Source organism: Azospirillum palustre (assembly GCF_002573965.1).
Classification (GTDB): domain Bacteria; phylum Pseudomonadota; class Alphaproteobacteria; order Azospirillales; family Azospirillaceae; genus Azospirillum; species Azospirillum palustre.
Map to the genome: position 1 here is coordinate 1,001,329 of NZ_PDKW01000043.1, position 23,575 is coordinate 1,024,903.

General features: G+C 66.2%; 15 protein-coding genes. 10 read left to right on the forward strand and 5 right to left on the reverse strand.

The annotated features are described in order from the left end of the window. Nucleotides 1-19: 19 nt before the first annotated feature. Complete coding sequence (locus CRT60_RS27125) at nt 20-451, reverse strand: ATP-binding protein (RefSeq protein WP_161958129.1); 432 nt, start codon at nt 449-451, stop codon at nt 20-22. Between the two features lie 260 nt (nt 452-711). Between CRT60_RS27125 and CRT60_RS27130 the strand changes: the two genes are divergently transcribed. The 8 genes from CRT60_RS27130 to CRT60_RS27165 all read left to right on the forward strand — a co-directional run bounded on the left by CRT60_RS27130 (nt 712) and on the right by CRT60_RS27165 (nt 10,745). Beyond that, a complete protein-coding gene (locus CRT60_RS27130) occupies nt 712-1,497 on the forward strand; it encodes a tetratricopeptide repeat protein (RefSeq protein ID WP_244592780.1) in 786 nt (261 codons plus the stop codon). 221 nt (nt 1,498-1,718) lie between these two features. Beyond that, nucleotides 1,719-2,759, forward strand: coding sequence for an ABC transporter substrate-binding protein (locus CRT60_RS27135; RefSeq protein WP_098739609.1), 1,041 nt, complete (start codon nt 1,719-1,721; stop codon nt 2,757-2,759). 155 nt (nt 2,760-2,914) lie between these two features. Next, nucleotides 2,915-3,253 carry an STAS domain-containing protein gene (locus CRT60_RS27140; protein ID WP_098739610.1) on the forward strand — a complete coding sequence of 113 codons (339 nt, stop codon included), beginning with the start codon at nt 2,915-2,917 and terminating at the stop codon, nt 3,251-3,253. Nucleotides 3,254-3,324: 71 nt separating this feature from the next. Further along, the gene (locus CRT60_RS27145; protein ID WP_098739611.1) at nt 3,325-3,726 is read left to right on the forward strand and encodes a response regulator; all 402 of its coding nucleotides are present in this window, start codon (nt 3,325-3,327) and stop codon (nt 3,724-3,726) included. A 266-nt stretch (nt 3,727-3,992) separates the two neighbouring features. Continuing rightward, on the forward strand, nt 3,993-5,441 hold the full coding sequence (locus CRT60_RS27150; protein WP_098739612.1) for a BON domain-containing protein: 1,449 nt from the start codon (nt 3,993-3,995) through the stop codon (nt 5,439-5,441). Nucleotides 5,442-5,682: 241 nt separating this feature from the next. Further along, entirely contained in the window at nt 5,683-6,291 is a 609-nt protein-coding gene (locus tag CRT60_RS27155) for a TetR/AcrR family transcriptional regulator (protein WP_098739613.1), read from the forward strand. A gap of 42 nt (nt 6,292-6,333) precedes the next feature. Next, nucleotides 6,334-7,629 carry an efflux RND transporter periplasmic adaptor subunit gene (locus CRT60_RS27160; protein ID WP_098739614.1) on the forward strand — a complete coding sequence of 432 codons (1,296 nt, stop codon included), beginning with the start codon at nt 6,334-6,336 and terminating at the stop codon, nt 7,627-7,629. Continuing rightward, nucleotides 7,626-10,745 (forward strand): efflux RND transporter permease subunit, encoded by a 3,120-nt coding sequence (locus CRT60_RS27165; protein WP_098739615.1) that lies wholly within the window; start codon nt 7,626-7,628, stop codon nt 10,743-10,745. The genes CRT60_RS27160 and CRT60_RS27165 overlap by 4 nt, the downstream gene beginning before the upstream one ends. A 42-nt stretch (nt 10,746-10,787) precedes the next feature. Here CRT60_RS27165 and CRT60_RS27170 read toward each other — a convergent pair whose 3' ends face one another. After that, nucleotides 10,788-11,213, reverse strand: coding sequence for a hypothetical protein (locus CRT60_RS27170; RefSeq protein ID WP_098739616.1), 426 nt, complete (start codon nt 11,211-11,213; stop codon nt 10,788-10,790). A gap of 372 nt (nt 11,214-11,585) precedes the next feature. On the opposite strand from CRT60_RS27170, the gene CRT60_RS27175 reads away from it, so the two are divergent. Together CRT60_RS27175 and CRT60_RS27180 are read left to right on the forward strand one after the other, a co-directional pair. Beyond that, nucleotides 11,586-13,496: a PAS-domain containing protein gene (locus CRT60_RS27175; protein ID WP_244592781.1), complete on the forward strand. Its 1,911-nt coding sequence runs from the start codon at nt 11,586-11,588 to the stop codon at nt 13,494-13,496. Nucleotides 13,497-14,406: 910 nt separating this feature from the next. Next, the gene (locus CRT60_RS27180; protein ID WP_425290427.1) at nt 14,407-15,435 is read left to right on the forward strand and encodes a sensor domain-containing diguanylate cyclase; all 1,029 of its coding nucleotides are present in this window, start codon (nt 14,407-14,409) and stop codon (nt 15,433-15,435) included. A 13-nt stretch (nt 15,436-15,448) separates the two neighbouring features. Here the strand turns inward: CRT60_RS27180 and CRT60_RS27185 are convergent, their stop codons facing one another. The 3 genes from CRT60_RS27185 to CRT60_RS27195 form a co-directional block, all read right to left on the reverse strand. After that, complete coding sequence (locus CRT60_RS27185; RefSeq protein ID WP_098739619.1) at nt 15,449-17,497, reverse strand: hybrid sensor histidine kinase/response regulator; 2,049 nt, start codon at nt 17,495-17,497, stop codon at nt 15,449-15,451. Nucleotides 17,498-17,857: 360 nt separating this feature from the next. Further along, entirely contained in the window at nt 17,858-19,549 is a 1,692-nt protein-coding gene (locus CRT60_RS27190) for a methyl-accepting chemotaxis protein (RefSeq protein ID WP_098739620.1), read from the reverse strand. Nucleotides 19,550-20,018: 469 nt separating this feature from the next. Beyond that, a complete protein-coding gene (locus CRT60_RS27195; RefSeq protein WP_098739621.1) occupies nt 20,019-23,534 on the reverse strand; it encodes an indolepyruvate ferredoxin oxidoreductase family protein in 3,516 nt (1,171 codons plus the stop codon). Nucleotides 23,535-23,575: the final 41 nt, after the last annotated feature.

Sequence of the window (23,575 nt, forward strand, 5' to 3'; positions counted from 1 at the left end):
TGCGCTATACCGTCGACGGTCAGCCGATGCGCCTGGCGAGCAGAGTCAGGTTACGGCCGTCTTCGCGCCGGTGGCTGGCGCGGTCCATCATTCTGCCGACCAGAAAGATGCCCAGCCCGCCAACCCGCCGGGTCTCCAGATCGCCGCCGAGGTCGGGCGACGGGGCCTTGGCGAAGGGGTCGAAGGCGTCGGCATCGTCCTCCACCTCCGCCCGCAGCTCCAGCCCATCGGTTTCCAGCCGCACCCGGATGCCATGCCCGCCGGCACCGCCGCGGCCATGGGAGACGATGTTGGTGACGAGTTCATCGAGGCAGAGCGTGAAGCGGAAGGCGAGGTCGGGGGGCAGCTGGTTGCGCGCGATGAAGTCCTCCACCGCAGCGGCCAGCCGGCCGAGTTCCGACAGTTCGCTGCGCAGGACCACCTCCAGGCGGTTCGCCGCTTTTCCGTCCATTCGCGCTCGCCTCCCGACTCCACTTTTTCCCTTATGCCTCCGGGTATCACGGGGGCGCGAAGGGATGGTCATTCTTAACCGATGGCGTCGGCGTGACAATTCCTCGACCGCCGGCTGGGGAGGTTGAACCGGCGGCGGCAGGGGGACAGACTCGGGCGAAGGGGTTCGGCCACAACGCTGCGGCGACCGGAATAAAGCCGATTCGCGCGGTGTTGGTGGAACGGAACCCCGGGGGGACAATCGACGAAGGTGCCGGCGCCATGTCCATGCTTGCCAAGCCCATGCTTGCCACGCCCACGCTCTGGACCCGGATGAAGGCCGAACTGGGCGACAGCGACGCGCAATACCGGCTGGCGGAGGCCGTGCGGACGGCCGACGTTGCCGCTTCCGTTTCCTGGTACCGCCGGGCTGCCCGCCAGGGCCATGTCGCGGCGCAGACCATGCTGGCCTTCCTGCTCGCCAACGGCATCGGCGTGCCGCCCGATCCGCGCCGGGCGGTGTCCTGGTATCGCCGTGCCGCCGCCAAGGGCGACGTCGGTGCGCAGAACAATCTGGGCTACATGCACGAGCATGGCGCCGGCGTGCCCTGCGATCCGGCCAAGGCGGCGCTGTGGTACCGGCTTGCCGCGCTCCAGCACTCCGCTCCCGCCCAGGTCAACCTCGCCCTGCTGCTGCTCGACGGCCGCGGCGTCGACCGTGACGAGATCGAAGCGGTGCGTTGGCTGCGTGCCGCTGCCGAACAGGGGCATCCTGCCGCGCAATACCGCCTTGGCCTGTGCCTGCGCGAGGGAGTCGGCGCCGCCCGCGATCCGGCCGAAGCCGCCCTTTGGCTTCAGGCGGCAGCAGCGGCCGGCGACCGCGATGCGCTGGTGGCCCTGGCCGAACTGCGGCAAACCGTCCTCCCCGACCTGCGCCCGGACCTGTCCCTCGACTGGCCGGACGCCGGGGAGGACGAAGACGACGCGGCACCATGGCGGCCGGAGCAGCGCCGCATGCAGGAAATCCCGAAGCAGAGCGCCCATGCCGGCGCAATGCCCCCCGGCTGAGGCCGTCCAGATGGCCGCTGGCTTGATATATTAGGACAAGCCGGAAAACCGCTTGCAAGCTCCTGCAGAATCGCGGTTCATCTGATGGGTGGCACCCTGCGGATGACGATGGAGCTTTGGGCGGCTCGTGCCTGATTCATCGGCGTCTCATGACGGCGGCGTGCCATGAGGCTGGGCGGTGCGCTCGGCCCGGCCGCCCCCGCGGCCCGGCCGCGGGAGGCATGACCACGATGCGCTTCGAAGACGAATTTCGTGGCATCCGCCGCCGCTCTCTCCTGGGCCTTGCCGCCGGCGGTCTAATGCTGCCCGCCTTTCCCCTTGCGGCGGCGGTGTCGGCCTTCCGCATCACCATGGTTCTTGGCCGGGGCGAGAGCGACAACGAACGCGGCTTCAAGGACTATCTGGCCCGCCACGGACTGAAGGTCGATTATATCATCCGCGACACCGGCGGCGATCCCGCCCGGCTGCCGGCCATCGTGGAGGAGATCAAGGACACCCGGCCCGATCTGGTCTACAGCTTCGGCACGCCGCAGACCCGCGGCATCGTCGGTCCCTACGACGATGCCGATCCGCGCCGCCACGTCACCGACATCCCGGTGGTCTTCACCTTCGTCGCCGCACCGGTGGACGCGAAGATCGTGCCCGACCTCGGCCGGCCGGGGCGCAACGTCACCGGCACCATCCACATCGCGCCCATCGCGGTGCAACTGAACACCATTCTGGCCTATCGCCCGATCAGGCGGATGGGCATCGTCTACAACCCGCAGGAACGCAATTCCGTCCTCACCGTCGAGGGGCTGCGGGCGGAGATGGCGTTGCGCGGGCTGGAGCTGGTGGAGGAGCCGGTGCCGCTGAACGACCGTGGCGAGCCGGTCGCCGCCGCAGTTCCCGATGCGCTGGCCCGGGTGGCGGCCCGCGGGGCGGAGGTGCTGTACATCGGTCCCGACACCTTCATCGCCTTTCACAACCGCTTCGTCGTCGCGGCGGAGGCGTTGCGCCTGCGGCTGCCGACCTTCTCGGCGACCGAACTGATCGTGCGGACCGACAAGGCGATGCTGGCGCTGGCCAGCAGTGCCTACGGCATCGGCCGCTTCACCGCCTTCAAGGCGGCGCAGATTCTGATCGACCGGACCGACCCGGCGGACATTCCTGTGGAAACGCTGAAGCGCTTCTCCGTCATCATCAACATGGCCACCGTGCGGGCTCTCGAATATTACCCGCCCATCGGCCTGCTGAACTTCGCCGAAATCATCGAGTCGTGAGCGTCCCGCGTCCAGCAGCCCCGCCATAAGGCGCCATTCCCCTGGATGGCGGCGAGGCGCAACGAGCGCGGTTCCTGCCGCACTGCGAAGGCATCGTCGGTACTCCGCCGGCATGCTATAACCGGGGGCCTGGAAGGATGTGGCGGGAGCCGGGTATGCACATTGCCGAGCGAACAGAGAATGGCGTCACGGTGCTGCACCCGGTCGGACGCATCGACAGCGGCAGCACAGGCGAATTCGAACGCGTTCTGATGTCCGCCATCGGCGATGAGGGCACGCGGATCGTTGTCGATATGGCCCAGCTTGCCTACATCAGTTCGGCCGGGCTTCGGTCCCTGCTGGTCGCCGCCAAGGCGGCCCGGGCGAAGCGCGGCTCGATCGTCCTGTCCGCTATGGCGCCGAATATCCGCGAGATGTTCGATGTCAGCGGATTTTCGTCCCTGTTCCAGATCCATGCCGACGCGGCTGCGGCCGTCGCGGCAGTGGGTGGGTGAGGGGCACGCATAGACTTCCGCCGGCTGCGGCCGGCTTTTCGATAAGGCGGTTCCCAAAAGGAGCCGGGTGCATGATGGGAAGTGCCAATCGCCCCAACATCCTGGTCGTCGAGGATTCGCCGGCCGTGCGGCTGTCCGTCGCCGGATATCTTGAGGGGCGCGGTTTCGACGTGACGGAGGCGGAGAACGGACGGGCGGCGATCCGCGCCCTCGACCGCCGCAGTTTCGACCTGATCGTCACCGACGTGCTGATGCCGGAGGTGGACGGGATCGAACTGATCAAGGCCGCCCGCAGCACCCAGCCGGACGTGAAGATCCTCGCCATGTCCGGCGGCGCACCCAACATGCCGGCCGGCTATCTGCTGAAGATGACACGAATGTTCAATGCGGATGAGATCATCTACAAACCGTTCCTCAACGAGGAGTTGGGGGCTGCGGTTGCCCGTCTGCTCGACCAGTCGCTGCCAAATTAAGCAGATTGAAGTGTCTGCCCAATAAAAGGGCGCAAAAGAAAACGGCTTCGGTGCATGAAGCGCCGAAGCCGTAAGTGATGCGTGGAACCAACCGCGGTTCCCTTCGCAAGCCCCGTGCCAGAACTCTCCGTTTTCCCTGGCACCGGCCGCTGAATTTCCGGAACGCCGTTTGACCGACCCTGTTGATCGGGACAGACGGGCGTGGCGACGCCATGCGTGACGCCGCCCGCCCATTCAAGAATCCTGAAAAGAGGGAGCCGACCACTATGGCGCAGTACGAGAATCGGTGGCGAGGCGAGGGCCGCGACTGGCGCGACGAGGACCGTGAACCCAACCGGCACCGCGATTGGGGCGAGGGGCCCAGCCGCACCGGCGTCTATGGCCAGGACCGGAGCCGTGAACAGGGAGGTGACTGGAACCGGGCCCAGAGCGGGGACGACAGTCGCCAGCACGAGAGCATGTATCGCACCCAGGCCCACCGCCATCAGGACGAGCAGGGCCGTGACTACCGCGATGCCGGCTATGGTGGGCGCGTCGGCAACGAATCGGGCGGTTACGGCCGCGATTCCCACTATGACGACAGCCGCCGCGACAATTCCCGCGAGATGGAGCGGGTCTATGATCGCAACTTCGGCGGCGGGCGCGATATGAGCCGCGGCGGCTATGGTGCCGGCTATGGCGGCCGGTCGGGTTCCAGCGGCTATGCCGGTGCCGGCAATGCCGGAACAGAAGGCAACTACACCAGCCGGGATGTCGGCAGTGCCGATTACCGTGACCGCGATTATGGCGTCCGCCCCTATGGCGAGCGGAATTACGGCGACCGCAGCTCCGGAAGCAGCGACGACCGCAACCGCGATTACGGGTCCCGCGCTTACGGTCCCCAATCCAGCGGTTATGGCGGCGGTTACGAATCAGGCCGCGACCGTGGCGATTGGAACCGTGGCGACTGGAGCCGGCGCGATCTCGGCGGCAGTTCCTCCACCAGCTATGGTGCAGGCTATGGCCGCGACGATTACCGCAACCGATCCTGGGGTGAGGATCGCGGGGCCATGTACCGCAGCCAGGAAGGCCGCGGCTATGGCGAGAACCGTGGCCGGGGCGAGCAGCGGGGCTTCTGGGAGCAGGCCGGAGACGAGATCGCCTCGTGGTTCGGCGACGACGATGCGGAACGCCGCCGTCACGAGGACCAGACGCGCGCCTCCCAGCATCGCGGCCGTGGCCCGCGCGGCTACAGCCGGTCCGACGAGCGTGTGCGCGAGGATGTCAGCGACCGGCTGACCGACGACGCCTACATCGACGCCTCCGACATCGAGGTGGCGGTCAGCGGCGGCGAGGTGACGCTGACCGGCATGGTTCCCGACCGCAACACCAAGCGCCGGGCCGAGGATGTCGCCGAGTCCGTTTCCGGCGTGTCGCATGTGCAGAACAACCTGCGCGTCCGGGCTCAGGCCGGAAGCCAGGGCGGCTCGAGCTGGGGCAGTTCGACCGGCGCAGGCGCCTCGGCGATGGCGAGTGCGGGCACCGGCTCGACCCCCGGCGGCACGTCCTCGTCGATGAGCGGGACGACAGGCGGCCTCCAGGGTTCCGACACCACCAGTGCCGGCACCGTCGGCGGCCCGGCCGGCGCGTCGGCGGGCACCGGTTCGATGGCCGGCTCCACCACCGGCGTGACCGGCTCGACCGGCATCGGCCGCACCACCACCACGCGGAGCTGACGCCCGGCTTCACCGCTCTGGATTGAATGGGCGCGAAGCCCGGCCCCCCAGGTAATTCCCCCCTGGGCGGGTCGGGCTTCGCGCCTTTTTACGTTCTCGGGACCGTCAATCCGCCCGTTCCGGTCATGGAAAGGAAACAGTTCCCCCACATGACGGCGAATTCATTTTTATTGGAAACAGGTTCCTTGACACTCTAAGGATCTCGACTATCGTCAGTTTTTGAAACCCGTGAGTTCCATTCATGCCTCTTGATGCGGAAGAGATACCCGACTGGCGCGCTCGGCGGCGCGAGGTGATCCTCAACGCCGCGGCGGAGCTTTTCGCCGGCCGCGATTATGCCTCGGTCCAGGTGGAAGAGGTGGCGAAAAGGGCCGGCGTGGGCAAGGCCACGCTCTATCGCTACTTCCCCTCCAAGGAAGAGCTGTATCTGGAATCGCTGGAACGCGCGCTGGGCGGGCTGGAGCACAAGCTGAACGCCGAACTGGCACCGCAGCAGGTGCCGGCGTCGGTCCGGCTGTCCGCCATGGTCTCGGCCCTGGTCGACACCTTGAGCGAGCAGTTGCAGACGCTGAAGCTGCTGGGCGGCGACCAGTCCGATCTGGCCGACCGCACCCGCCGCATCCTGCGCCGCCGCAGCCAGCGCACCGCCACCGCGTTGCAGCAGGTGCTGGCCGACGGCATGGCGTCCGGCGAGTTCCGCAAGATCGACCTGGAGGTCGTGCCGCTGTTGATCATCGGCATGGTCCGCGGCGGGATCATGCAGCTTGGCGAACGCCCGCGCGAGGCGCTGGAGCGCTCCGTCATCGATATCCTGATGTCCGGCATCACCAATCTGCCCCCCTTTATCTAAGCCTGTGCCGGCCCCTGGCTCCGGCGTTTGGAGTCCCATCGGATGAGACGGTTTTTCCTGGTCCTGCTGCTGGCCGCTGTGATCGGCGGCGGCGGGTACTATTGGTATGCGACCCACAATGCCGGGGCGGATGGCAAGACGGCGGCGGCGGACGGCCAGAAGTCGCAGTCCAAGGCGCTGGCCGGTGCAGGCCGGACGGTTCCCGTGGTGACCCAGACGGTGGCGGTGCAGGCCGTGCCCGAACAGATCGTCACCATCGGCAGCGTCCAGCCCATCGCCGCCATCGCCATCAAGGCCCGCGTCGACAGCGCGGTGGAAACGGTCAACTTCATCGAAGGGCAGGAGGTGAAGACCGGCGACACGCTCTTCACCCTCGACAGCCGCTCGCTCGACGCCCAGCTACGTCAGGCCCAGGCCAATCTGGAGCGCGACCGCGCCAATCTGGAGAAGGCCAAGGGCGATGTGAAGCGCTATGCCGAGCTGGTGCGGACCAGCGCCATCTCCCGCACCACCTATGACGCCGCTGTCGCCACCGCTGACGCGCTGGAGGGCACGGTCAAGGCCGACCTCGCGGCGATCGAGGCGGCGAAGGTCTCGCTCAGCTTCACCCGCATCGCCGCCCCGATGGACGGCCGCACCGGCACCGTCGCCGCCAAGGTCGGCACCATGGTCCGCGCTGCCGACACCAACCCGCTGGTCACCCTGACCCAGCTGCGCCCGATCAACGTCTCCTTCAACGTCCCGGAAAAGCATCTGCCGACGATCCGCGCCGCGATGGCCAGCGGCTCGCTCCCCGTGACCGCCACCATCGCCGGTGGCCATGGGGAAAAGGCAGAGGGCAAGCTGTCCTTCGTCGACAGCCAGGTCGACCAGCAGACCGGCACCATCCTGGTGAAGGGCGAGTTTCCGAACGCCGACACCCGCCTTTGGCCCGGCCAGTTCGTCGATACCGTCCTGACCCTGCGCGTCGAGCAGAACGCCCTGACCATCGCCGACCTCGCCGTCCAGACCGGCCAGAAGGGGCGCTTCGTCTATGTCGTCAAGGCCGACGAGACGGTCGAGGTCCGCCCGGTCACCGTCGAGCGCAGCCATGGCGGCGTCAGCGTCGTCGCCTCCGGCCTGAAGGCGGGCGAGCGGGTGGTGGTCGACGGCCAGTCGCGCCTGTTCCCCGGCGCCAAGATCACCGAGAAGGCCGGCGGCAAGCCCGCCGCTCCTACCGGGGGCGAGACTGCCGAAGGCGGGCGCCAGCAGGGTTCCGCCACCCAGGACGCCGCCGCCCGCAGCACCGTTACCAACGGGCAATCCGCCGAGGGCAAGAGCAGCGGGGGTGCCACGTGAACCTCTCCGAACTCTGCATCCGCCGTCCGGTGATGACCATTCTCCTGACGGCGGCCCTGGTGCTGAGCGGTCTGGCGGCCTATCGCCAGCTGCCCACCGCGGCCCTGCCGCGGGTCGATTTCCCGGTTATCAGCGTTACCGCCACCCTGCCGGGCGCTTCGCCGGAGACGATGGCGGCGTCTGTCGCCAGCCCGCTGGAGCGCGAGTTCTCCACCATCGCCGGCATCGACACCATCACGTCGAACAGCACGCTCGGCAACACCAGCATCACCATCCAGTTCGTGCTGGAACGCGACATCGACGCGGCGGCGGCCGACGTGCAGGCGGCCATCGCCCGCACCCAGCGCCGGCTGCCGGCGGAGATGACGACCCCGCCCAGCTACCGCAAGGTCAACCCGGCCGACCAGCCGATCCTGTTCCTGTCGCTGAACTCGCCGACCCTGCCGCTGGCGCAGCTGAACGACATCGCCGAGACGCTGATCCAGCCCAAGGTCGCCACCCTGCCGGGCGTCGCTCAGGTGCAGATCTACGGTTCGCAGAAATACGCGGTGCGGGTGCAGGTCAACCCCAACGCCCTGGCACTGCGCGGCATCGGCATCGACGAGTTGCAGAAGGCGCTGGCCGCTGCCAACGCCAACACGCCGGTCGGCACCCTGACCGGTCAGCAGCAGCAGCTGGTGATCGCCGCGAACCCGCAGCTTCCCGACGCCGCCGCCTTCCGCCAGCTGATCGTCGCCTACCGCAACAGCGCGCCCGTCCGGCTGGGCGACGTCGCGCAGGTGCTGGACAGCGTCGAGAACGACCGCACCGCCAGCTGGCTGAACGGCACCCGCAGCATCATGCTGGCGGTCCAGCGCCAGCCCGACGCCAACACCGTCGATGTGGTCGACCGCGTGCGCGAGCTGGTCCCGGTGTTCCAGACCCAGCTTCCCGCCGCCGCCGCCATCCAGGTGGTCAACGACCGGTCCGAATCGATCCGTCAGGCGGTGGAGGACGTGCAGTTCACGCTGGGCCTGACCATCGTTCTGGTCGTCATGGTGATCTTCCTGTTCCTGCGGCGGCTGTCGGCGACGCTGATCCCGGCGCTGGCCGTGCCGATTTCGCTGATCGCGACGGCCGGCGGCATGCATCTGCTGGGCTTTTCGGTCGACAACATCTCGCTGATGGCGTTGACGCTGGCGGTCGGCCTCGTCGTCGACGATGCCATCGTCATGATGGAGAACATCGTCCGCTACGTCGAAGAGGGGATGAAGCCGTTCGAGGCCGCCATCAAGGGCTCGCGCGAGATCGGCTTCACCATCCTGTCGATCACCCTGTCGCTGGTCGCGGTCTTCATCCCGATCCTGCTGATGGGCGGCGTGGTCGGGCGGCTGTTCCACGAGTTCGCCCTGGTCGTCACCATGTCCATCGGCGCGTCGGCCTTCGTGTCGCTGACGCTGACGCCGATGATGTGCTCGCGCTTCCTCACCCATGCCCATGACCAGAAGGAGGGCTGGTTCGGCCGCATGCTGGAGGGCGGCTTCTCCGCGGTGCTGAACGGCTACGCCCGCACGCTGCGCTGGACCCTGCGCCACCGCCCGCTGATGGGGCTGGTGATGATCGGCACCGTCATCGGCACGGCGCTGCTCTACCAGGCGATCCCCAAGGGTTTCTTCCCGACCGAGGACATCGGCCAGATCCAGGTGACGACCGAGGCGCGGGCCGACATCGCCTTCCCGTCGATGGCGGAGCGGCAGCAGCAGGTCGCCGCCATCATCAAGGCCAATCCGGCAGTGGTCGACGTCATCTCTTCCGTCGGCGTCGGCGGCAGCACCGGCAACCAGGGCCGCATGTTCATCACCCTGAAGCCGCGCGCCGAACGTCCGTCGGCGACCGAGGTGATCCAGCAGATTCGCCGGCAGGTCAACGGCATCCCCGGCATGGCGGTTTTCATGCAGCCGGTGCAGAACCTGCGCATCGGCGGCCGCGCATCGAAGAGCCTCTACCAGTACACCATCCAGGGGCTGGACCTCGATGAGCTGTACCAATGGTCCGGCCGGCTTGAGCAGACGCTGCGCGGCCTTCCCATTCTTCAGGATGTGACCAGCGACCTTCAGCTGAACAATCCGCAGGCCTACGTCCACATCGACCGCGAGAAGGCGGCCACGCTGGGCCTTGGTGTCGATCAGGTGCGCTCGACCCTCTACAGTGCCTTCGGCCAGCGGCAGGTCTCGACCATCTACACACCCAGCAACGACTATCAGGTGCTGATCGAGCTGGAGCCGAAATACCAGGGCGACGACAGCTCGCTGTCGCGCATCTATGTCCGCTCCACCACCACCGGCAAGCTGGTTCCGCTCGACGCCTTCGCGCGGGTGGAGCGCACCGCCGGCCCGCTGGCGGTCAACCACCAGGGCCAGCTTCCGGCCGTCACCCTGTCCTTCAACCTGGCGCCGGGCGCCTCTCTGGGGCAGGCGGTCGATCTGATCCGCGCGTCGGAGCGCGAGATGGGTCTGCCGCCGACCATTACCACCGGCTTCGCCGGCACCGCCCAGGTGTTCCAGGATGCTCAGGCCGGTCAGGCGCTGCTGCTCTCCGCGGCTGTGCTGGTGATCTACATCGTGCTGGGCGTGCTGTACGAGAGCTTCATCCACCCGCTGACCATCCTGTCCGGCCTGCCGTCGGCGGCCATCGGCGCGCTGGCCACGCTGATGCTGTTCGACGTCGAACTCAGCGTCATCGCCATCATCGGCATCCTGATGCTGATCGGCATCGTGAAGAAGAACGCGATCATGATGATCGACTTCGCGGTGGATGCCCGGCGCAACGGCATGTCGGCCCGCGACGCCATCGAGCAGGCCTGCCTGCTGCGCTTCCGTCCGATCATCATGACGACGATGGCGGCGATCATGGGCACCCTGCCCATCGCCATCGCCCATGGTGCGGCGGCCGAACTGCGCCAGCCGCTGGGTCTCGCCGTGGTCGGCGGCCTGTGCGTGTCGCAGGTGCTGACTCTCTACATCACGCCGTCGCTCTACCTTTACATGGAGGATTTCGGCCACTTCATGAGCAACCTGTTCCGCAACCGGAAGGCGGACATCCCCCATGGCCCGATGCCGGCGGGCGGCGACGACTGAGAGGCGCGTGGATTTCCCTCTCCCGCCTTGGGAGAGGGGTGTTCACACCGCGATCTGCGTCACCATCGGCGTGTTCACCCCGGCATCGGCGCGGCGGTAGGCGTCGATGGCTTCGGACCAGGGTTCGATGGTCAGGCCGCTGCCCATGGCCTCCTGATGGATGCTCTGGGCGACATAGCCGGCGTTGGGCAGGGCATTCAGCGGAACCGGGCCGCCGTTGACCGGGCCTGCGTCCTCTGCCGCACCGCCGATGGCAAATCCACCGGACGAACCTGCAGCCGTCCGCGTCCGTGTTGCCGTCGGCTCTCCGTCGGCGCGGCCGCTGCCCTGGAGCGCGTCGCCGGTTGCCTCGGTGCCTTCCTTGCCGCGCTTGCGCTCCTCCTCGCCGGGGATGCGGCGGATCGGCTGGACCGCCGAGGCATCGCTCGCCAGCATCTGACGCAGCTTCGCAAGGCCCGAACTGGGCATCGCGCTGGTCGGTGCGGGAAGGGCGGCCAGTCCGGACAAGGGGCGGTTACCTCACGGGAGCAGGAAACGCGGGGTGAGCGGAATGCAGGATGGCACAGTATCGCTCATCGGACGATCTTGCACAAACCTGTCGCCACCTGAAACAGGCTAGTGCGGCAAAGGTTCCGAAATACTTAAAATGTCCCACAAATGTCGCGTGGTTGCGACGCCGTGGTGCAGAGGAAAGCTCGGCAGGATGGGGCGCGGCTGTTACAGTGGGACGTTCGATTGTGGAAACGCGTAACGAAGGATGGCGCGCCGATCTTGCCAGCCCGGATCCCCGACCTCCCGACGAACCAATCCCCTGCGGCCGCCGCTCCCGGACCGGATCCCGTGAGCGGCGACGATCTTGCCGTGCTGGCGCTGGAACAGATGGACCAGGGCGTGATGCTGGTCGATGCCGACCTCAGGGTCCGCGTGATCAACCCCCGGCTCTACGAGATGTTCGACGTGCCGATGGGCTATATGCCCGGCGACGACTATGCCCGCATGGTCCATTACCTCGCCCGCCGTGGCGAGTATGGTCCGGGCGACCCCGATCTCCTCGCGGCCGGTCATCTGGAACGGACGCTCCGGGCCGATCCGCCGCTCTATGAGCATCGCCGCCCCGACGGACGCGTGCTGGAGGTGCGGACCCGCCGCACCTCCGCCGGCGGGTTCGTCCGCACCTATTCCGACGTGACCGAGCGCCGCCGGGCGGAGGACGACCTTGCGACGCAGCGCCACATGCTGCGTCTGACGCTGGAGAATATGGGGCAGGGCATCGTCCTGCTGGACCGCGACCTGCGCTACATCGCCTGGAACCGCCATGCGCTGGACATCCTCGGCGTGTCGGAGGAGGTGATGTGCAGCAAGCCGGCGCTGTCCGACATCGTGCACCACCAGATCTCCACAGGCTTGGTCTCCATGCCGGCGGGAGCCCCCGATTTCGGCGACGATCTGGATGCAAAGACCAAGTATCTGATGGACCGCCTGGGCCGGCCGGAGCGGGAGTTCGTCTATGCCCGCCCCCAGGGCGACGGCCGCTTCATCGAGGTGCGGGTGGTGCCGCTGCCGGACGGTGGGCAGGTGCGGACCTTCACCGACATCACCGACCGTGTCATCGCCGATGAGGCGCTGCGCCAGAGCCGTGAAATCCTGACCGGGGTGATCGACGCCATCCCGGCGCTGATCGACGTGAAAGACCGCGACGGCACGGTCCGGCTGACCAACCGCTTCTACCGTGAAACCTACGGTCCCGCCGCCGCCCCGCCGCCAGGTTCCGCGACCGACCGTGCCACGGCGCTCGACCGGCTGGTGGTGGACAGCAGCCAGGGGGTTCCTTTCCACGAGGACCGCGCGCCCGATGGCGAGGGCGCGATGCGCGATTGGCTGACCACCAAGATGCCGCTGACCGACGAGGGGGGCGAGGTCACCCATATCGTCACGGTGGCGCTGGACATCACCGCGCGCAAGCGGGCGGAGGCCGAGCTGCGCGATGCCCAGGCCAGCCTGATCCAGGCGGAGAAGCTGTCTTCGCTGGCCCAACTGGTCGCCGGCGTCGCGCATGAGGTGAACACCCCCATCGGCGTCACCCTAACCGCCATTTCCCATCTGGGCGAGGAGGTCGGCCGCATCCGCGCCCTGTTCGAGGAGAACCGCATCCGCCGCAGCGATTTCCAGGATTTTCTGGACGTCGCCTGGGAATCGACGCGGATGATCCTGTCGAACGTCGAGCGTGCCACCGGCCTGATCCAGAGCTTCAAGCAGGTCGCCTCCGATCAGGCGAGCGGCGAGCGCCGCCCCTTCGACCTCGCGGCCTATGTCGACGAGGTGCTGCTGAGCCTGCGCCCCCGACTGCGCCGCACCCGGGTGACGGTGGACCTCGACATTCCCACCGGCCTGATCGTGGACGGCTATCCCGGGTCCTTCGCGCAGGTGCTGTCCAACCTGATCATCAATGCCCTGGTCCATGCCTATGACGAGGGCGAAGCCGGCCGCATTCTGCTTTCCGCCCGTGAGCAGCCGGCCGGCTGGATCGAGATGCACTATGCCGACGATGGCAAGGGCATCCCCGCCTCCATCCGCACCCGCATTTTCGAACCCTTCTTCACGACCAAGCGCGGCATGGGCGCCAGCGGTCTGGGCCTCAGCATCTGCGCCAACATCATGACCGGCACGATGCGCGGCAGCATCGCGCTGGAGGAGGACAGCGAAAAGGGCACGCGGTTCGTGCTGCGCTTTCCGGTCCGGCTCGAAGGGTGACGGCAGCATCGGACGGGAACCCTGGCATCGGGTGACGAAGCCGATGCGCCGGCATTGTCCGGTTGAATAACGCCCAGCACTGCAGCAGGTCTCGTCATAGTCCTGCGGGCCCGAGGATGTATGCATGTGCGTCGCAATGGATAATCAATATATGGTGGTAAACTTGAGTGATCAGACCAATTTTCGATATTCAATGGAAACGATTTTCCAGGCTTGATAACGCATAATTTCTTAATACACAAAATGTTCGCTTCTAATGATTTCAATATAAAAATATTCAATCATTGAATGGACCCTTCTCGATTATCATCGGCAAAATTATTCGGCGTCATTCTTTGTCATGTTCCGATGGGGCTGAAATTTTGAAAGCATTAAAAAGAGGTCGCCTCTGCGTTGGTTTATGGATTGGCGCTCTGGCGGCGATGTTCGTTATCTCAACGGCGGTGCTTTGGATTTTTGTCTTTCATAATATTGGTACTTACCGTGATCTGGATCGGCAGGTTGCGGAGACAAATACCCAGATGATGGCGAAGGCCTATCACGAATATCTAATAAGAACGATTCGGCAGATAGATCAGGCGTCTCAGTTAATGCGCAATCAATTTGCGCAAAAATCGAAGGATGCGACGTCAATAGTACAGGAAGCGTTCTCGATACTCAGCTCGGATTTTGTATTTCAAGTGTCCGTAATCGGTCGAGATGGTCTTCTCTCCTTCTCAAATCTGCAAAAGACGACCGATAGGGTCGATCTTTCTGATCGGGAGCATTTCCGTGTCCATCTGGAGCAGGAGGGGATTTTCTGTTCATCAGCAAACCTCTGCTCGGTCGCATATCGCAGAAATGGTCCATCCAGTTCACCCGCAAGATCTTCAACGATCGGGGCGAGTTCGACGGCGTCATCGTCCTGTCGATCGATCCATATTTCCTCGGGCGTTTTGCGGAAACGGTGTCGCTTGGCGACAAGGACGTCATCGCCCTTCTCCGCCAGGACCGGACAGTTCTGTCGCGGGCTCTCGGCAAAAATTATGACGAACGCCATCTCGGCAAGGTGATCGAACCACGGCCCTACACGGAGCCGCTCGCCCCCGACTCCGGAGTGTTTGACGCCGCCAGCCCCATCGACGGAATCCAGCGGATCGTCGGTTATCAGAAACTCCGGCAGTATGGCCTGTTCGTCGTCGCGATGGTGGACCGGGAGGAGGCCTTTGTCCGGTCCAGCCATGCGGCTCTGCTCGGCTACCTGATCGGTGTCGTCGGCACGGTGCTGCTGACGCTCGCCTCGCTGGCATCCGGCCTTGCGATCTGGACGATCTTCCGCGAGTACGCGACCGTTCAGACGATGAATGCCGAACTGAAGGTTGCGCACGAGGATTTGGAAGCAACCCATCAGGCCTTGAAGCGGCGGGAGATGGAGCTTGTCCTGCTGGCGGAGACCGATCCGCTCTGCCGGATTCCGAACCGCCGACGCTTCATGTCAGTGGCGGATGCGGAACTCGTGCGCCACCGCCGCTATCGCCGCAAATTCAGCATCATCATTCTCGACATCGACCACTTCAAGGCGGTCAACGACAATCATGGCCACACGGCCGGCGATGCCGTGCTCGTCGGCATTGCCCAGGTCATCCAGAACCGCTTGCGGGAATCCGATACCTTTGCCCGGATCGGCGGAGAGGAATTCGCCATCGTCCTGCCGGAGACCGATGGGAAGGGTGCCATGGTGGTTGCGGAAAACCTGCGGCAGGCGGTCTCCGGAGCCCGGATCGACCTCGATGGCGGCCATTCGGTGACCATCACGATCAGCATCGGCATCGCCAGCCTGGACGAGGATCACACGACGGTGAGCGACATTCTGAGCCGTGCCGACAAGGCGCTCTACAGCGCCAAGGGCAGCGGCCGCAACCGGGTGGTTCTCGACACCGGCTGCGGTCTGCGGGTCTGACCATCCGACCGCCTCAGCTTGCGATCAGTTCCCTGATCCTTGCGGCCAGAACATCCATGGCGAAGGGCTTGGTCAGCACCGACATGCCGGGTTCGAGCTGGCCGTTGTTCAGCAGCGCGTTCTCGGCGAAGCCGGTGATGAACAGCGTCTTCAGCTTCGGACGGCCGACGCGGGCGAGATCGATCATCTGGCGGCCGTTCATGCCGCCGGGCAGGCCGACGTCGGTCACCACCAGATCGATGCGCGCGTCCGATTGAAGAACCCGCAGGCCGGCTGCACCGTCCGCCGCCTCGATTGCCGCATAGCCCAGGTCGCTCAGCAGGTCCATCACCATCAGGCGCAGGCTCGGCTCGTCGTCCACCACCAGAACGGTCTCGCCTTGCCGTGCCGGCTGGGTCACGGCCGGCTCTTCGCGAATCTCCTCCTCCTCCGCCTCGCCGCGATGGCGGGGCAGATACAGGCACACCATGGTGCCCGCGCCGACCTCCGAGTAGATCTTCACATGCCCGCCCGACTGCTTGGCGAAGCCATAGATCATCGACAGCCCCAGCCCGGTCCCCTGGCCGATGGGCTTGGTGGTGAAAAAGGGGTCGAAGGCCTTCTCGATCACGTCCGGCGTCATGCCGGTGCCGTTGTCCGACACGCAGAGCGAGACATATTGGCCGGGCTGCATGTCCTGCTGCCGCGCCCCTTCATGGTCGATCCAGCGGTTGCCGGTCTCGATGGTGATCCGGCCGCCCTTCGGCATGGCGTCGCGCGCGTTGATGCAGAGGTTCAGCAGCGAGTTTTCCAACTGCGAGGGATCGACACTCGTCGCCCACAGCCCGGACATGCCGACCATCTCCACCTGGATGCCCGGTCCCACCGTGCGCTGGACCAGCTCCAGCATGCCGCCGACCAGCCGGTTCATGTTGACCGCCTTCGGTGCCAGAGTCTGCTGGCGGGAGAAGGCGAGCAGCCGGTGGGTCAGCGCTGCGGCGCGCCGCACCGCGCCCTGGGCGGCGATGATGAACTTGTCCAGCTCGTTGACGCGGCCCTGATCGATGCGGGCGGCGATGCGTTCCAGGGCGCCCGAGATGCCGGCCAGCAGGTTGTTGAAGTCATGCGCCAGCCCGCCGGTCAGTTGCCCGACCGCTTCCATCTTCTGCGACTGGCGCAGTTGCTCCTCGGCGCGCATCAGCTCGGCTGTGCGCTCGGCGACGCGCTGTTCCAGCGTTTCGTTCAGCGCGCGCAGAGCCGCCGCCGCCCGGTCGCGCTCGGCCTCCACCGCGCGGCGTTCCTGGACATCCATCAGCACTCCGGGAAAACTCAGCGCCTTGCCATCCGGCCCAAGCTCGACCCGACCGTTGGCCTCGATCCAATAGTAGTTCCCGTCTGCCCGTTTCACCCGGTACTGGTGGGCATAGGTGCCGCCGCGGGCGATGGCCTCCTGGACCGCGGCGACCAGCGCCGGCTTGTCGTCGGGATGGACGTTGACGATCACCTGCTCCAGGCTCAGCCCGTCGCGGCCCAGCGACGGATCGAGGCCGAAGGCATCGGCGAAGGGCTTGTCGACGGTGAAGCGGTTGCCGGGAATTTCCCAAATCCAGGTGCCGATGATGGCGCCGGCCGCCAGGGCCAGCTGGACGCGCTGCACATTCTCCCGTGCCAGCGCCTCGCTGACGCGCAGGGCCTCCTCCGCGCGGCGCCGCGCGGTGATGTCGCGGAACAGGACGGAGACCTGGCGCAGGCTGGCCGGCTCCAGCCTTGCCGCCGACACCTCGATATAGCGCTCCACCAGCGCGAAATGGCGCTCGAATCGGATCGGCTCGCCGGTGCGCAGGACATTGCCGTACAGCTCGATCCAGCCATCCGCCTCGGCCGGCGCCAGATCGCGCACCGCCATGCCGACGATGTTGCGGATGCCGGTCTGCCGCTCGTACCCGTCGTTGGCCTCGATGTGGATGTAATCGGTAAGGGTGCCGTCGGCATCCTCGCTGAACTCGATGATGCAGAAGCCGTCGTCGAGAGCGTTAAACAGAGCGCGATACCTGTCCTCGCTCCGGTCCGACTCATCGGACATCAACCGCTGTTCCGCCACCCAACTCTCCCTCGTCCGGCCGGTCCCGCAAGCTCCGGCGCCCTGTTCTATCGGCCGGCAGACGCTTGAGAGCAACTCGACGTAATAAATATGCGAAAAGGATAGTCCCCCGGCAGAGTATGTGTTGGGACAGACATCCCATGCAATGGCGCAGCCCTGGGAAAAGCGGCGCAGGGATTTACAACCGCAGAGCTACGGGGCGGCCGCTCCGACCGTTCCATTTATCAAAGCGGAAGGGCAGCCGAAGCTGCTCTCTTTTCAAGGCAGGGGAGAGCGTTTTACTCGACCCTGCCCATCGGCGGTGGAGGATGCGGGTCCATTCTCCCGTCCTCCGCACCGTCCTCACGCCGCGCGGATGCCGGCCAGGAAGCGTTCGACCTCGATCTTCATCTGTTCGGACTGCCGCGACAGTTCGCCTGCGGCTCCCAGCACCTGGGTTGCCGCGCTGCCGGTCTGGGTGGCGCCCTGGCTGACCTCGGCGATGTTCGCCGTCACCACCTCGGTTCCCCGCGCCGCCTCCTGGACGTTGCGGGCGATCTCGCCGGTGGCGGCCCCCTGTTCCTCGATGGCCGACGCGATGGAGGTGGCGATCTCGTTGATCGCGGTGATGGTGCCGCCGATCCCGGTGATGGCGTTCGCGGCTTCGCCGGTCGCCTGCTGCATCGCCTGGATCTGGCCGGCGATCTCCTCCGTCGCCTTGGCGGTCTGGGTGGCGAGGTTCTTCACCTCGCTGGCCACCACGGCGAAACCCTTGCCGGCCTCGCCGGCGCGGGCCGCCTCGATGGTGGCGTTGAGCGCCAGAAGGTTGGTCTGGCTGGCGATGTCGGTGATCAGCTTTACCACGTCGCCGATGCGCTGGGCCGCTTCGACCAGCCCCCGGACCTGCCGGTTGGTGGCCTGCGCCTCGTCGACCGCCTGGGCGGCGATGGTGGTGGAGCGCGAGACCTGTGCGCTGATCTCCGAGATCGACGCCGTCAGCTCGTCGGTCGCCGATGCCACCGTCTGCACGTTGACCGAGGCCTGTTCCGCCGCCGCCGCCGTGCTGGCGGCCTGGCTGTTGGTCTGTTCGGCGGTGTGCGACATGCTCTGCGCGGTGGCGTCCAGTTCGGTGGCGGCGGCGCTGACGGTGCGCAGGATGCCCGACATGCTGCTGTCGAAGCCGGCGACCAGCCTCTCCACCGCGGCGGTGCGCCGCTCCTTGTCCAGCCGTTCCGCCTCCTCGGCCGCCGCCATGCGCGCACGGTCCAGCGCGTTCTGGCGGAAGATTTCGACCGCGCGGGCCATGCCGCCGATCTCGTCGCCGCGATCCTTGCCCGCGACCTCGACCGACAGGTCGCCATCCGCGAGGCGGGACATCGTTCCGGTGATGCCGGTGATCGGTTTGACGATGCCGGAGCGCGACACGGCGACGCTGACCGCGACCGCCATGCCGATGCCGCCGATGCCGACCACCAGCATCAGGGTGATCATCTGGGTGCTGAAGGCGTCGAGTTCGTCGTTCGCCTGCTGGATGCTGTCCATGTTCCGCTGTGCCGCCGCCTCCAGGGACTTGCCCAGCGCGGTACGGCTGCTCCGGCTTTCCGGTGTGTCGCCGTGTTTCTGTGCCGCTTCCGGAGAAGCCTCGACGCCGAGCCGGGCGACTTCGTTGCGGATGACGATGAATTCGTTGGCGGTGGCCATCATCTTCTGGAAGTCGGCCTTGCGGTCGGGCGCCAGCAGGCGCTCCCATTCCGCCATCCGCTTGCCGATCGCCGCCGTCGACTCCCTGATCCCCTTGCTGAACAGCTGTGCGTCGTCCTTCGACTTGGCGGCATAGAGGCCGCGGCTGTCCATCACCGTCTTGTAGATCAGGCTGCTGACCTGTTCGGCGAGCAGCGCCCGCTGCGAGCGGACCTGGATGTCGTCGACCCTGCCGCCGAAGGTCTGGATCGCGGCGAAGCCGATGATGCCGACCACCGACGCGATCAACGCCATCAGTATGACGATGGCGGAGATTTTGCTGCTGATGCTGATGCGGGTTAGCAGGGTGCCCATGGGCCGGCTCATCTTTGGCAGGGGAATATTCCCATCATCATACGGCAGTATGCGTATGACCCCGTCAAGCCAAGTTGCAGCGAATTCAGTCTGCATTCGCCTTGCGGCACCGAATTCCGTCCAGAAGTTTGGGGACTATTTAACGATTGCGCCACAACTCGTCACTTGTCTGCGGTATTTGTGACGTTTCTGAAATGGGATTGCGGCGCCGCTCGCGAAGTTAACATGAACAAAATCTGCTGCCTTCGCTATGAGACTTTGGTTCCTGTTCATGGTGGAATGGAAAAGCCACTGCTCTGATAGGCCGATGCCCTCGGTTTTTGTGATTGTGTCTTGCCTCCAAGCCGACCGATGGCATGCGATCCACCAGCCCCACCGGCTCCCATGGCCTTGGACAGGGGCGGTGGGCCCTTCCCAAACTTGGGAAGGGCGCCGTTATCGATGAGTTCGACCGGTCAACCGGCCAGCCTCATTCCGCCGCCAGCGGCTGTGGGGTGGCAACCTGGGCGCGGAAGTCGGCCAGCAGCCTGGCCTCCTTCGCCTTCGCCGCCGTGACGTTGCGGGCCTTCACCGGGCCGTAGCCGCGCATCTCCATCGGCAGCTTGGCGATCTCCACCGCCAGATCGAGCTTCTCGCGGGTCAGGCCGTTCAGCAGCTCGCCCACCACCGCCTCATAGTCGGCGATCAGCTGGCGCTCCTGGCGACGCTCGGCGGTGCGGCCGAACGGGTCGAGCCGGGTGCCGCGCAGGCGCTTGCCCTTGGCCAGCAGGCGCAGGACCGGCAGCATCCACGGGCCGAAGCTCTTCTTCTTCGGCTCCCCGCCGTCCGCTTCGGTCTCGCCCATCACCGGCGGGGCCATGTGGAAGGTCAGCTTCCAGTCGCCTTCGAACATGCGCTGGACATTCTCGACGAAGCCGCTGTCGGTGTAGAGGCGCGCCACCTCGTACTCGTCCTTGTAGGCCATCAGCTTGAAGTGGGCGCGGGCGACCGCCTCGGTCAGCGCGGTGGAACCGGGGACCTTCTGCTGCTCCGTCCGGCGGGTCCAGTCGACCAGCGCGTGATAGCGGGCGGCATAGGCGGCGTCCTGGTAATCGACCAGGAAGCGGTGGCGGCGTTCGATCACCTCGTCCAGGCTGCCGGACGGACGGCGCTGGTCCAGCAGCAGCGACTGCGCGGTCTGTGCCGCCTCCTGCGGCCCAAAGGATTTCGCGACGGCGGCCTCCACCGACGCCAGATCGACGGCGGCGCGGCGGCCCCACTGGAAGGCGTCGAGGTTCAGCTTCACCGCCACGCCGTTCAGCTCGATGGCCTTGAGGATCGACTCCTCGCTCAGCGGGATCAGCCCCTTCTGCCAGGCATAGCCCATCAGGAACGGGTTGGCGTAGAGGCTGTCGCCCAAGAGCGCGGTGGCGAGTTTCGTCGCGTCGAAGGCGTCGAGATTGGCCTCGCCGCCGCAGGCCTTGCGGATGTCGCCGACCAGATCGCGGACCGGGATCACCATGTCCGGCTTCTTGATGAAGTCGGCGGTGATGCTGTCATGGGTGTTGATGACGGCGCGGGTGCGGCCGGCGGTCATCTTCGACAGGCCATCGCCGGCCGCCGCGACGATCAGGTCGCAGCCCAGCACCGCGTCGGCCCCGCCGGCGGCGATGCGGACGGAGTGGATGTCCTCCGGCGTGTTGGCGATGCGGATGTGGCTGGTGACGGCGCCGCCCTTCTGCGCCAGCCCGGTCATGTCGAGCACGCCGACGCCCTTACCCTCGATGTGGGCGGCCATGCCCAGCAGCGCGCCGATGGTGACGACGCCGGTGCCGCCGACGCCGGTGACATACAGGCTCCAGGTCTTGTCGAAAGCCGGGACGACGGGGGCGGGCAGGGCGGTGGCGTCGGCCGACTTCGCCGCCGCCGGCTTCGGCTTGCGCAAGGACCCGCCTTCCACCGTCACGAAGCTGGGGCAGAAGCCCTTGGTGCAGGAATAGTCCTTGTTGCAGCTCGACTGGTCGATCTGGCGCTTGCGGCCGAACTCGGTCTCCTGCGGGATCACCGACACGCAGGACGACTTGGCGGAGCAGTCGCCGCAGCCTTCGCAGACCAGCTCGTTGATGACGACGCGCTTGGCCGGATCGACCATCTTGCCGCGCTTGCGGCGGCGGCGCTTCTCGGTGGCGCAGGTCTGGTCATAGATCAGGACGCTTACGCCGGGGACCTCGCGCATTTCCTTCTGCACGCGGTCGAGGTCGTCGCGATGCTCGACGGTGGTGAATTGCGGCAGGCCGTTGCCGATGCCGTACTTCTCCGGCTCGTCGCTGACGACGGTGATGCGCTGCACGCCTTCCGCCCGCAGGACATGGGCGATGGACTGCACGGTCAGCGAGCCGTCGAAGGGCTGGCCGCCGGTCATGGCGACGGCGTCGTTGAACAGAATCTTGTAGGTGATGTTCACCCTGGCGGCGATGGCCTGACGGATCGCCAATACGCCGGAATGGAAATAGGTGCCGTCGCCCAGGTTGGCGAAGATGTGCTTCTCGTCGGTGAAGGCGGCCTGACCGACCCACGGCACGCCCTCGCCGCCCATCTGGGTGAAGGTGTCGGTCGAACGGTCGAGCCACGTCGCCATGTAATGGCAGCCGATGCCGCCCAGCGCCCGGCTTCCCTCCGGCACGACGGTGGAGGTGTTGTGCGGGCAGCCGGAGCAGAAGGTCGGCTTGCGCACCACGCGGGCCACATGGGCCTTCTGCTTCTCCTGCGCATCGAGGAAGGCGATACGGCGGGCGAGGTTCTCGTTCTCGATGAAGCGTTGCAGGCGGCGGCCGATCACCACGGCGATCTGCGCCGGCGTCAGCTCGCCGGCGCTGGGCAGGATCCACTCGCCCTGCTCGTCGAACTTGCCGACCACCTTGGGACGGACGTCGGGGTTCCAGTTGTACAGCTGTTCCTTCAGCTGGTTCTCGATGACCGCGCGCTTCTCCTCGACCACGACGATCTCTTCCAGCCCCTCGGCGAAGTGGCGGACGCCGTCGCGCTCCAGCGGCCAGGGCATGCCGACCTTGTAGACGGTGATGCCCCAGTCGGCGGCCATCTCCTCGGTGATGCCAAGCTCGTCGAAGGCCTGACGGACGTCGAGATAGCTCTTTCCGGTTGTGACGATGCCGAAGCGCGGACGCGGGCTCTCCATCACCACCCGGTCCAGCTTGTTGGCACGCGCGAACGCCAGGGCGGCGTACAGCTTGTGCTTCATCAGCCGGTATTCCTGCTCCAGCGGCGGGTCGGGCCAACGGATGTTCAGGCCGCCCGGCGGAAGATCGAAGTCGGTGGGAATGACCGGCGCGACGCGGTGCGGATCGATGTAGACCGATGCCGAGGTGTCCACCGTCTCGGCGATGGTCTTCATCGCGATCCAGCAGCCGGAATAGCGGCTCATCTGCCAGCCGATCAGTCCGTAATCCAGGATCTCCTGCACCCCCGACGGGTTCAGCACCGGGATCATCGAGTGCATGTAGGCGTGTTCGGACTGGTGCGGGAAGGTGGAGGATTTGCAGTTGTGGTCGTCGCCGGTCAGCACCAGCACGCCGCCATTCTTGGAGGTGCCGGCGGCGTTGGCATGCTTGAACACGTCGCCCGACCGGTCGACGCCGGGGCCCTTGCCGTACCACATGGCGAAGACGCCGTCATATTTGGCGCCCTTGAACATGCCGACCTGCTGGCTGCCCCAGACCGCGGTGGCGCCAAGCTCCTCGTTCACGCCGGGCTGGAACTGGATGTGGTTCTTTTCCAGGAACTTGCGGGCGTTCCACAGATTCTGGTCGAAGCCGCCCAGCGGCGAGCCGCGATAGCCGGAAATGAAGCAACCGGTGTTCAGCCCGGCGGCGAGGTCGCGCTGGCGCTGCATCATCGGCAGGCGCACCAGCGCCTGGGTGCCGGTGAGGTAAACACGGCCCTGTTCGAGCGCGTACTTGTCTTCGAGAGACACTGTTGCGAGCGCCATTCTTCATTCCCTCCCATCGGTCGGCAGCCTGGCAAACTCCT